Annotated in this window: 10 protein-coding genes; 5 read left to right on the forward strand and 5 right to left on the reverse strand. The window is 66.7% G+C overall.

All coding sequences use genetic code 11. The features are described 5' to 3' along the window. The 4 genes from A5624_RS22525 to A5624_RS22540 all read left to right on the forward strand — a co-directional run. On the forward strand, window positions 1-1,091 hold a 1,091-nt coding region (locus A5624_RS22525; RefSeq protein ID WP_156749143.1), incomplete at its 5' end, for an AMP-binding protein. Continuing rightward, window positions 1,084-1,866, forward strand: coding sequence for an SDR family NAD(P)-dependent oxidoreductase (locus tag A5624_RS22530; RefSeq protein WP_082976136.1), 783 nt, complete (start codon window positions 1,084-1,086; stop codon window positions 1,864-1,866). The genes A5624_RS22525 and A5624_RS22530, both read left to right, overlap by 8 nt. Beyond that, the gene (locus A5624_RS22535; RefSeq protein WP_197519013.1) at window positions 1,863-3,335 is read left to right on the forward strand and encodes a long-chain fatty acid--CoA ligase; all 1,473 of its coding nucleotides are present in this window, start codon (window positions 1,863-1,865) and stop codon (window positions 3,333-3,335) included. Before A5624_RS22530 ends, A5624_RS22535 begins: the two co-directional genes overlap by 4 nt. Before the next feature lie 31 nt (window positions 3,336-3,366). Beyond that, window positions 3,367-4,527, forward strand: coding sequence for an NDMA-dependent alcohol dehydrogenase (locus A5624_RS22540; RefSeq protein WP_066871316.1), 1,161 nt, complete (start codon window positions 3,367-3,369; stop codon window positions 4,525-4,527). 27 nt (window positions 4,528-4,554) lie between these two features. On the opposite strand, the gene A5624_RS22545 is transcribed toward A5624_RS22540, so the two are convergent. Continuing rightward, window positions 4,555-5,037 carry an SRPBCC family protein gene (locus A5624_RS22545; RefSeq protein ID WP_066871319.1) on the reverse strand — a complete coding sequence of 161 codons (483 nt, stop codon included), beginning with the start codon at window positions 5,035-5,037 and terminating at the stop codon, window positions 4,555-4,557. Between the two features lie 116 nt (window positions 5,038-5,153). Here A5624_RS22545 and A5624_RS22550 point away from each other — a divergent pair, with 116 nt between their 5' ends. Beyond that, window positions 5,154-5,378, forward strand: coding sequence for a hypothetical protein (locus tag A5624_RS22550; RefSeq protein ID WP_066871322.1), 225 nt, complete (start codon window positions 5,154-5,156; stop codon window positions 5,376-5,378). A 115-nt stretch (window positions 5,379-5,493) separates the two neighbouring features. Here the strand turns inward: A5624_RS22550 and A5624_RS22555 are convergent, their stop codons facing one another. The 4 genes from A5624_RS22555 to A5624_RS22570 form a co-directional block, all read right to left on the reverse strand. After that, entirely contained in the window at window positions 5,494-7,812 is a 2,319-nt protein-coding gene (locus tag A5624_RS22555) for a hypothetical protein (protein ID WP_066871325.1), read from the reverse strand. A 66-nt stretch (window positions 7,813-7,878) separates the two neighbouring features. Further along, window positions 7,879-8,217 carry a hypothetical protein gene (locus A5624_RS22560; protein WP_066871328.1) on the reverse strand — a complete coding sequence of 113 codons (339 nt, stop codon included), beginning with the start codon at window positions 8,215-8,217 and terminating at the stop codon, window positions 7,879-7,881. A gap of 114 nt (window positions 8,218-8,331) precedes the next feature. Further along, window positions 8,332-9,603, reverse strand: a complete 1,272-nt coding sequence (locus A5624_RS22565; RefSeq protein WP_066871331.1) for a serine/threonine protein kinase — start codon at window positions 9,601-9,603, stop codon at window positions 8,332-8,334. Window positions 9,604-9,624: 21 nt separating this feature from the next. Further along, entirely contained in the window at window positions 9,625-11,145 is a 1,521-nt protein-coding gene (locus A5624_RS22570; protein ID WP_231997950.1) for a S8 family peptidase, read from the reverse strand. Window positions 11,146-11,441 lie beyond the last annotated feature (296 nt).

An 11,441-nucleotide genomic window follows, 5' to 3' on the forward strand; every position in this document is an offset into this window, starting at 1 on the left:
TGCCGGCGCTGGATCCCGACTCCGTGCGCATGGTGCTCTACACGTCGGGCACCACGAGTCGCCCTAAAGGCGTGCTGCACACCCATAACTCAATGCACGCGCTGATCTGCCAGATCCGCGAACATTGGATGATCGCACCGGGTGACACCTTCCTGGTGCCATCGCCGGTCGCCCACATCGGCGGCTCGATATACGCCTTCGAATGCCCACTGCTGCTGGGCACCACCGCGGTGTTGATGGACCGGTGGAACGCCGCGGAGGCGGTCACGCTGATGGACTCGCAGCGGTGTACCCACATGGCCGGTGCGACGCCGTTTCTGCAGCAGCTGCTGTCGGCCGCCGAGCGCGCCGGCACCCGTCTGCCGGACCTGAAGGTGTTCATCTGCGGCGGCGCGTCGGTGTCGCCGTCGTTGATCCGCCGCGCCGCAGGGTATTTCGATCGCGCGGTGATCACCCGGGTGTACGGCTGCACGGAAGTGCCCGTCGCGACCGTCGGTGCTCCCCGGCCCGACGAGGCCGGTGCCGCGGCGGACACCGACGGCCGGCCCGGGATCGCCGAGATCAAGCTCGTCGCCCATGAGACCGCGCCCACCGGTGACGGGGAGATCTGTGTGCGCGGCCCGCAGATGCTGCAGGGTTATCTCCATCCCGAGGATGGCGCCGAATCTTTCGATGACGCAGGCTTTTTCCGCACCGGCGATCTCGGACGCTGGGTCTCATCCGGCTCGCAAGACGAGTACCTGGTGGTGACCGGCCGCGCCAAGGACGTCATCATCCGCAGCGGCGAAAACATTTCGGCCAAGGAGGTCGAGGACCTGCTCGCCGACCATCCGGGCATCGCCGAGATCGCGGTCGTCGGGCTGCCCGACGACCGTACCGGAGAGCGGGCCTGTGCGGTGATCGTTCCCACCGGTGTGGCGACCCCGGATGTCGCGAGTTTGCTTGCGCTCTTGGTGAGCAAGGGCGTCGCCAAATTCAAGGCGCCCGAACAGGTCGTGATCTGGGATGCCCTGCCGAAGAACGACGCGGGCAAGGTTCTCAAGCATCGGATCCGCGCGGCCTTGGCGCAGGAGTTGACGAAGGATGGGTGAGATGCAGGTCGCAATCGTCACTGGCGCGAGCAGCGGTATCGGCTTGGGGTGCGCGACGAAGCTCGCCGAGATGGGCATGGCGGTCCTCGGCACCGGCCGCGACGAAGGTCGGCTGGCCGAACTGGCAAGGGCGGTCGGTGATCCGGATCGCGTCGCAACGCTGGCGGTCGACCTGACCGACGACGACGCGCCGGGCCGCATCGTGGACCTCGCGGTCGACCGGTGGGGCCACATCGACTTCCTGATCAACAACGCCGGAGTCGGTAGCCCCAAGCCGCTGCACGAGACCGACGACGAAACCCTGGACTACTTCCTGGGTTTGATGCTGCGGGCACCGTTTCGGCTGGCGCGCGACGTGTTGCCACACATGGGACCCGGGTCGGCGATCATCAACGTCACCTCGACCTTCGCCGTCGTCGGCGGCCTGCGCGGCGGCGCGTATTCGGCCGCCAAGGGCGGCCTGACCGCGCTGACCACCCACATCGCCTGTCAGTACGGCGCGTCCGGCATTCGCTGCAACGCCGTCGCCCCCGGGGTGACGGTGACGCCGATGGTGGAGAAGCGCTTGGAGGACGAGCGATTCCGCAAGATCAACACCGAGATGACGCCGCATCAGCGGTTGGGCCGCATCGACGACATCGCCAGCACGGTCGCCTTTCTGTGTTCGCCGGGTGGCAGTTTCATCAACGGCCAGACGATCGTCGTCGACGGCGGCTGGAGCTCGACGAAGTACCTCTCCGAGTTCGGGCTGTCGTCGCGGTGGACCGAGCGATGAATCTGTTCGCCATGCTCGACCAGGCCGCGAGCCGGTTCCCCGACCGCGGCGCGCTGTACGTCGGGGAACGCCGGGTGTGCACCTGGATCGAGCTGCGGGACCGGGCGTTACGGCTGGCCGCGTCGATCCGCGGGCAGCACGGCGCGGGCGCTCGTGTCGCGATCGCGGCCCACAACCGCCCCGAGATCGTCGAGCTGATGTTCGCGATCTGGGCGGCCGAATGTGTCGTCGTCCCGATCAACTACAAGCTGCACCCACGCGAGATGGCACAGATCCTCGAGGACGCCGGCGCCGCAAGGGTATTCGCGTCGTCGGCCATCGGTGCCGAGCTCGCCCCGATGACCGCGGCGCCCACGGAAATCCTTGATTCCGAGGACTATTCGCGGCGGTTCGCCGTCGCCCCGGCGCGGCCGCCGCGCACGGACCCCTCGGCGCTGGCGTGGCTGTTCTACACCAGCGGAACCACCGGCCGGTCGAAGGGGGCGATGCTCTCGCACCGCAACCTCACGGCGATGACGGTCGCCCACCTCGCCGACATCGACGATCCGGACGAGAACTGCAGCCTGGTGCATGCCGCGCCGATGTCGCACGGCTCGGGACTTTACATCCTGCCGTACACGCTGCGCGGTGCGCGGCAAATCCTGCCCGCCTCGGGCGCATTCGATCCCGACGAGTTCCTCGACCTCTGCGCACACCACCCGGGCGCCAGCGCGTTCCTGGCGCCGACGATGGTGCAACGGCTGGTGGATACGGGCCGCGGCCGCCCGGCCAATCTGCGGACGATCGTCTACGGCGGCGGACCCATGTACGTCGAAAGCCTGCGCAAGGCGATCACGGCATTCGGCCCGATCTTCGCGCAGATCTACGGGCAGGGCGAATCACCGATGACCATCACCGGACTGCGCCGCGCCGATCACGAGTCGGACGACGACGCGATCCTGGGATCGGTCGGGCACGCGCGGTCGGGCATGGAGGTCGCGGTGCTGCGCGCCGACGGCAGCCCGGCGCCCGTCGGCGAGATCGGCGAAATCGTCTGCCGCGGCGACGCGGTCATGTCCGGATACTGGCACAACGACGAGGCGACCCGCAGCGCGCTCAACGACGGCTGGCTCTACACCGGCGATATGGGTTCGTTCGATGGGCGCGGTTACCTCACCCTGCGGGATCGGTCGAAGGACGTCGTCATCAGCGGCGGCAGCAACATCTACCCGCGGGAGGTCGAGGAGGTGCTGCTCGAGCATCCCGGCGTCGCCGAGGCGTGCGTGGTGGGCACCCCCGACGAGGAGTGGGGTGAGGTGGTGGTGGCGTTCATCGTCGGCGCGGTCGAACCCGCGGCGCTGGACGCCCATCTGCTGGAGCGCATCGCCCGCTTCAAACGGCCCAAGCGTTACGAATTCGTCGACGAGTTACCGAAGAACAGCTACGGCAAGGTGCTCAAGCGTGAACTACGGGCGAGCCTGGCGCGCTGAGCCCCGCCACGCCACGAAAGGGAGGTCGCAAATGAAATGTCGTGCCGCTGTCATCCGCGGGGTCGGCCAGGATTGGGAGATCCGCGAGATCGAGCTGGACCCGCCGCACGCGGGTGAAGTCATGGTCCGGATGGCTGTCGCCGGAATCTGCCACTCCGACGACCATCTGTTCACCGGCGACGTGGTCCCGACGGCCGAGGCGATCGCCGCCAGCGGCCAGCCGGCGCCGGACTGGTTCCCGCTGCTCGGCGGGCACGAGGGTGCCGGTGTCGTCGAAGAGGTGGGGTCCGGCGTGACGTCGGTGCGGCCGGGGGACCATGTGGCGCTTTCGTTCATTCCGGCGTGCGGCAGTTGCCGCTTCTGCGTGAACGGCCAGAGCTACATCTGCGACATCGGGGCGAGCCTGTTCGTCCGGGAGATGCCGACCGACGGAACCTGCCGGCGGCACCTGGGCGACGAAGACTTGCTGGCCTACGGGCAACTCGGCACGTTCGCCGAATATGCGGTGCTCTCGGAGAGGTCGGTCATCAAGATCGACGACGCGATCCCGTTCCATGCCGCTTCGCTCGTCTCGTGCGGGGTCAGCACCGGCTGGGGCTCCGCGACGGTCTCGGCGGGCACCGAACCGGGCGACACCGTCGTCGTCCTCGGCGCCGGTGGTGTCGGGATGAACGCCCTGCAAGGGGCGCGCGCCGTGGGTGCGAAGTACGTCGTCGCGGTGGATCCGGTTGACTCCAAGCGGGATTCGGCCAAGATCTTCGGCGCCACCCACACCGCCGCCTCCGCGCAGGACGCGATACCGCTGGTCAACGAGATCACCGCCGGGCTGATGGCGGACCGCGTCGTCGTCTGCCCCGGCGTGGTGCATGTCGACTTGCTGCCGCTGGCGATGGCGCTGCTGCGCAAGGGCGGGGTCTGCGTGCTCACCGGCATCACCCCGTTCACCGAACCGCCGGTTCCGCTGGTGCTGCAGGAGATGACGCTGTCGGCCAAACAACTGCGCGGCGCGCTGTACGGCGGGATGAATCCGCGCACCAGCGTGCCGATGCTGTTGTCGCTGTATCAGGCCGGCGCGGTGAAACTCGACGAGTTGGTCACCCGCCACTATCGGCTCGACCAGATCAACGAGGCGATGGCAGACCTGCGCGAGGGCCGCAACATTCGCGGCGTCATCGATTTCGCCGGCGTGTGACCACGGGCGCGGACTCGTCCCAGCGGCTCAACCGGCCTCGAAGTGCCCGCGGATGCCGGCAAGCATCTTGACGTGCGCCTTGACCGCTTCGCGGATGGTCACCCCGGCCAACAGCCGCGGGGCGGTGATCGAAATCCGCTCGGTGATCCGGGTGCCGCCGTCGACCGGATCGAAACTCACCGTGCCGCGCAACCGGACCCCGGGTGACTGGTCGGCCTCGGTCAGCACGTCGCCGCTGACGGGCACCCGCAGCCGGGCGTGATACCCGGTGCGAATGGTGAACGGCCCCAATGGGATCCGGTCGACGACGCGGTAGGCCTGCTGATAGCCGTCGGGGGTTTCGCTGCGGGACACCGTTTCCACGGACACGATCAGCGGATGCACCAGCTTGATGTTGTCCAGATCCACGTAGAAGCCGCGGACGGCGTCGGGTGGCGCGGGCACGTGTTCGCTCAGTGTCCGGTCGGCGTGGACGAACACCAACGACCGTGCCCGCGAATGTAACGTCACGGCGACATTCTGCCGGTTTGTTCGCCGTGGCGTTACGCTCGGCGCGGGTCAGCGCCAAGCCGACCGCACGTAACGGTCTATTCCCTCACTTGCGGAATTGACCTAACGTGTCAGGAATGGAGGCAGATGTAACTCCGGAGTCGGTGTCGGTCGAGAACTTGCACTCGGGCGACCCGATCACCGATTGTGGTCAGCGGTACATAGTTCTCGAATCGAAATCCTTCAGCGATAGCTGCGTGGTGCTCGAGCTGGAGTCCAGGGTGGATCACCAGCTGCAGGTCATCGAGAAGTCCTTCCCGATGGGATACCAGGTAGGCAGGGCGAACCACCGAATCCTGTAGCGAATTCCCGTCGCCCGAATATTGCGCGAGTAGCCGGTCGACGGCTACCGCGCTTTCGTGTTTTCGGGCTTCAGATTTCGCGGAGTGGCCGGATGTCGTTGCGATCCTCGCCCGTTCACTGGAAGGCGATGACGTGGGCCAGGCCATCCTTGTCGATGACGACGCACTGGTTAGGAAAGCCGAAATGGTCGCTCACGGCGCCGCCGGGCGGGAACAGGGCCTCCGAAATAGGTGACAGTTCCCAGGATTGGGTTTGGCCGCTGAAGGTGTACTGCATGACGCGGCCGTCGTTGTCGACGGCGAAGCCGACCACCTCACTGTTGTTGCTGGCCAGCGCAGCCACGGGCCGAGCGGTCGTGGGGAAGCTCGCCCCCGCGAGCACGTCGATTCGCGGGGAGTCGAACTCGGTCTTGGCCCGCATCGAGATCACCGTGAGCGCACCGGCGGCATTGACGGCGAAGGCACTCCTCAGCGGCGCGAGCACCGGCTGCGGGGCACCGGGCGGCCGGAAAGTCACCCCTGCCAGGTCGCTGATGAAAGCGCCCTGGGCATACGCACCCGGCGGGGTCACCGGCTGGGTCGCCCAGCCCTGGTTGGGCGCGCGGAAGATGCCGGTCAATCGGCCCTGGGTGTCCACACAGAAGGCGGTCTGAACATCGAAGACGGTCGGCTTGCTGATTCGGGCGCCCGGCGGGAATGCCGGCGCGCCGACAACCGGACGCACGGACGGCGGCGCCGGGGTTTCGCTGATCACAACCTCCATCAGGGTTCCGTTTGCGTCGATGGCCAGTGTCGACAAGGTGCCGGCGGCGACCTCCATCGGCATGGTCATCGGCTGGCCGGCGACGAACTTCGCCCCGGCGACCGCCTGGATGGTGGCCTGGCCGAACGGCTGGGCCGCCGGCAACCAGATCACCTTGAGCACACCGTCGGCGTTCACGGTCAGGCACACCGAGACGAACGGGCGGGTGACGTGACCGCCGGGCGCGAACCCGCCCCCGCCGAGCTGGGCGATCTGGTTCGGTGACTGCCCGCGCGGCGCCCACACGACGGTGAGCGCGCCGTTCACATCGACGGCCAGCAGCCCGTCGTCGGTGGCGTCGAGTTCGGTGATCTGGTTGGCGAAGCCGCCCGGATGGAAGCTGGCCCCGGAGACGGTCGACAGGGCCTGGCCGTTAACCGGCAGCACCGTCATCCGGCCCTGGTTGTCCACCACGACACCGTTGGGGCTGACATAGGCGTCGACGGGGAACATCGCGCCCTTGGTGTCGATCGTGCTCGTCTTCCAGCCCGGGCCCGGCGGGGTCACCGGCGCCGGCGGCGCCGGGGCACGGGTGAAGATGATGGGCTGCGGCTCGGTCAGCGGCGGTGTGCATTTCTGCGGGTCGAAAAATTGGGGCGAGTCGAATTGGCCCTTCGACAGCCGCACAGCGTGGTCGATCACCGCGTTGATCAGCGCGGTGTAACTCGCCGACGCAGCGGCCAGCACGGCGTTGGGAGGAAGACCGGTGAAGAATTGGGGGTTCGTCCGAGCGAAATCTGCGTCGTTGCGGGATTGGATGTAGCGCATCTTGTGGTCGCGGGCGTCGGCGAGGGCGGCCCGGAAGTCGTCCCGCTCCTCGGGAGTAGGCAGGGGCAGGGGCAGCGTGTCGTAGGTGGCCACCTCGGTTTCGAACGCGACCGGGTTGTCCTTGGCGATCTGCGGGAATTGGTGGTAGCGCGCGGCAATCTCGTCGATGGTGACCGTCGGGGAGATGGTCTCTCCGCTCCCGGCGCGTTGATACATCGTCGCGGTGTATTCCGATCGGGTCGCGGCGCTGGTGTTGGCGGTGTTGAACTGTGCTTTGAAGTCCGCCGAGGCGACCAGCATGTCGGCCGCGGCGTTCAGTGAGGTCGCCAGGTTCGTCTGGGTCACCGTCGACTGGGAGGTGATGCGGATGACCGCGTAGAACTCGCCTCCGGTCTGCAGGCCGCGCACGAAGCTGTCGCCGAACGCGCGGGTGAAGGTATCTTCACCCTCACTCGTGTTCAGCAAAGCTGCGGCATCCGGTTTGACAACGAAGTTTTGGCCGCGGGTCAACGGATTCTTCACCACGCATCGAGCAAGTAGGAACGTCGAGGTCGAGTTGATGTTGGTTTGCTCGGAGAAGCTGGCTTTGGCTGAGGCTGAGAAGAACTCGTAACGGCCTTGCAGAGAAAAGGACATCGACATCTTGTCCATGAGTTCTTCCTGCGAGTTGACGATGGTGATCTCCGCAGTTACTTCCTGACCGGAGGCGGCCGGATCGGCGCCGACGGTGAAACCTTGCAGGGCGGTGCCCACGGCCTGGCCGGTATGGCTGTTGAATCCCATGCCGATCGATTCGTTGTGAAATGCCAGCGTCCGGATCTGGTCGATCGGTGTTGCGGCGGCGGTGGTTTCAGAACTGGTCATGAATACTCCTGGTGGGTGAACTGAAAGTGAGGCGTTGCCGGCGTCGTCGGATGTCGTGCCGGTGAGCTAGGGCTGCGCGGCGACCGAGCATTCGCCGACGATGACGTTGCCCAGATCGATCGGGCCGGATCCATTGATAACCAGGCTCATCCGATAGTCGCCCGCGGGCAGGTTGAACGTCAGCGACCGCATCGCGCTCTGCCCAGGCAGCAGCGGATCGCACGACAGTGATTGGCTGTCGCCGCTGCCCTGATCATCGAGGTCGAAGATGTCCTGATAGTCGGTGGAGGTGTCGGCGCCGACATTCTTTTCCTGCCAGAAGACGGTGAAATCGCCGCCAGCGCAGGGACTTACCGGATCGGTGACGAAGGTGACCTGCTGGTCGAAAACGATGGTTGCGGGCACGGCTGTCGCCTTTCGGGGCTTGCAATTCGCCAGCGGTTGGCGTGCTGGTTGCCCTCGATGCTGTCCGCACCCGCACTTCGGTCGATAGCGTAGTGCGCTACTCGGTTCGGGCTCTCAGGCGGACAGACCGGCGGCATCCAGGACCGCCCAGAGCACCTCGGGATGGCGGATGTCACTGTGCGCGCCGCTGAACGCCGACTGGTTGGCGCAGATGATCCGGTTGCTGTCCAGCGCGTAGAACTTGCCGGACTCAAACCCGTATCGTGAGCCCACTGGCGCCAGTGGCACCTTGATGGGGGCGGGGTCGCGCTGATATCCGTCGTGGCCCATCGCTCCCCACCGGTAGGTCAGGTCGGCCGCGGACTCGCTGTCTTGGCGGCTGAGCATGCTCGCCGTCGGATACCACCATCCGACGGCGCGGTCGGCGGCGGTGAACGTCGACAGCAACGGACCGTCGACCCGGTCGCCATAGCCGGATAGGGCACCGGAGCGGCCCGGGTCGAACGGCAGGGTGTCGGCGAAGCTGAAGTGGGAGAACGCGCCCTGGATCAGGGTCAGCGACTTCACCGGACTGTTTTCGCCGGTATGCCCGTCGCCGAGGCCGGCCAACGCGTAGGACACCAGCCGCGCGCCAAAGCTGTGGCCCATCAAATGAATCCGCAGCGTGGCGTCACGCTGTGCCAGGTCGGCCAGCAGTGGGCCCAACCCCTGTTGACCGACCACACCGGCCCGGTTTTTCATCTCGTAATAGCTCAGGGTGCGCAACACCTCCCGGGCTCCCGACCACATGGTCGTGAACGGATTGGCGCCGCCCATGGCGCCGCTCGCGGCCTTCGGCGCCATCGCGCCGGCGTAGGACAGCACGGTGGCAGTGGGATCCTGGAGGAACGCGTTTTCGCCGAGGTCCTCCACCGCGTTCGACTGCGTTGTCACCAAAGCGCCGGCCAGCGTGTGGAATTGGCTCAGCTTGTCCGGGTCCTGCGGCTTTTGGTCCAGCAGCGCGCCCATCGTGGTCAGGTCCTGCTGTTGCTCGGGGAAAGCCGGACTCAGGGCGGTCGCCAGTTCGGCGCCGGTGGATGGTACCGGCTTGGCGGTGACGGGATCGTCGTCGGGGAATAGCAATGAGGGCCAGATGATTCCGGCTGCGGCGCTGGTGGCGGTCCGGGCCCCCAGCTGGTCTGCGAGCAGCCCGAACATCGCCGCGTACAGGTCGCGGGCGGAGTCGACGCCGTTGTTCCATCCGTGAGAGAACACGAACAGGTCGGTGATGCCGCCGGCGGCGATCACCTCCGGCAGGCCGCCGGCGCCGGCGCCGGTGGCTGTGTTGAGGCTGCCGTCGGCGTTGAAATCGACTTCGTAGTAAGGCAATCCGTGGATGGTTGTCATGGCGTTGAACCTCGGCTTCGGCTAGACGTTGGACAGGGCGCGCATGAGGTCGATCAGACCGGCGCCCTGGTAGAACTCGTGGCGGCCCAAATCGGTGGCGCTGTCCATGAGTAGTTGCTTGATCAGTTGCGGCTGTCCGATGTATTCGGTGCGGGCCGACATGAACGCCGCGATCGCCCCCGACACGTGCGCGGCGGCCATCGATGTTCCGCTGTCTTCGCGGTAGCGGGCCAGGTGCTTGGGGTTGTGCGGCTCCAGAACGTCCACGCCGGCAACGAACGAACCTGTCGCGGCCGAGGTAATGCGCTCACCGGGAGCCACCAGGTCCGGCTTCTTTCGCCCATCCAGCGTCGGGCCCTTGGAGGAATCGAAGCTGACGCCGTAGGTGTGCGGCTTGTAGCGATGCACCGAGCCCACCGTGATCGCCGAGGCGGCGTTGCCCGGGTCGGTGATAGTGGACAGCTGGCCCCGAACATCGTTGCTGGGTCCGCTCAGCGTTCCGGCCGCACCGGCGTTGCCCGCACTCACCACGACCGCCACCCCGGTGGCGGCGAGCAGATCGAGCTCTCGGCAGATCGGGCTTTGACCGGCCGCGCAGTCCGAGGGCGGCCAATCCGAACCCAGCGAAAGATTCACACCGTGGATTTGGATGCTGCGGCCGCCGGAGTTGACGCGGCGCACCCAGTCGATCGCGTCGAGCACCGCGCTGGACACCGTATTTCCGTCGTCATCAAGCACTTTCAGGCTGACCAGCTTGGCCTGCGGGGCCACCCCGCTCAACACGGTTCCCGGGTCCAGGGTGCGCAGGGCCCACCGCGGCAGGTCTTGATCGGTCGGTTCATTGGATGCGATCAGCAGTTCGTCGTGGTCGGGCGCCACGCCGGCGATGATGCCGGCAATGTGTGTGCCATGCCCGTGCACGTCGGTCAACGGCCCACCGCGTGTGGTGTTGCCGATGGTGAAGTCGCGGTGCCACTGCTTTACCAGCGGGTCGGTGAGGTTGCCGTAGCGGGCAAAGTGCGGATGCCGGGCGTCGATGCCGGAATCCAGCACCGCCCACACGATGCCGTTGCCGGCGCAGCCGTAGGTGCGCACGGCGGCATCGGCTTTGACCGTGGTGACCGAGCGGTCCAGGTGGCCCCGCAGCACATAGTCGGGCCAGATGCGGTAGATCGACGGGACTCCGTGCGGTGAGCGGCTTTCCGCGGCCGCAACGTCGGCGGCGGCCAGGGCCCGCATCTGATCGGTGGTCAGCACGCATCGCCAGTAGTGTCGGGCCACCAACGTCGGCGCGGGCGGTGCCGTGGGCCCCGAAAACACGGTCCGCCACAGGTTTCGGAACCGATCGTTCACAGCCTTCGCGTTGTCTCCGGGGTTGAACCGCAACTCGAGGAGGACCATGCGTGTGGTGACCTTCGTGTCGTCGTCGACATGCGTCACCGTCATCGTCGCCTGCTGAGGCGTCAGCTGCTCTGGCGTCTGCACCGCCATCGGACTGATCAACGAATTGGTCGGCACCCGACCGGCCTCACCGGCTTCCATCGCCGCACCCCGCTATCGCAACGACGTTCCGTCGGATGGACATCGCTCCTCCTCTCACCGGCCGGTCGCCCCGAAACACCTGAGCGGCGATACCGCCCGCCACGGCGACTCCCATACCGCCGGTGATCCTTGTCTAGCAGGTCGATCGCCCTCACAAGCAACTTTGCATCCAAGCCCGCAAAGCCATAGCGACACCAGCGCCGAGATCGGCACCGCGGCATGACGCTATCGGCGGTGATTGACCGATCTCGATCATCGTCCGGCCCGGGGCCGGTTTCACGGGTAGTCGACTACTC

The organism is Mycobacterium sp. 1482292.6 (genome assembly GCF_001672995.1).
GTDB lineage: Bacteria > Actinomycetota > Actinomycetes > Mycobacteriales > Mycobacteriaceae > Mycobacterium > Mycobacterium europaeum_A.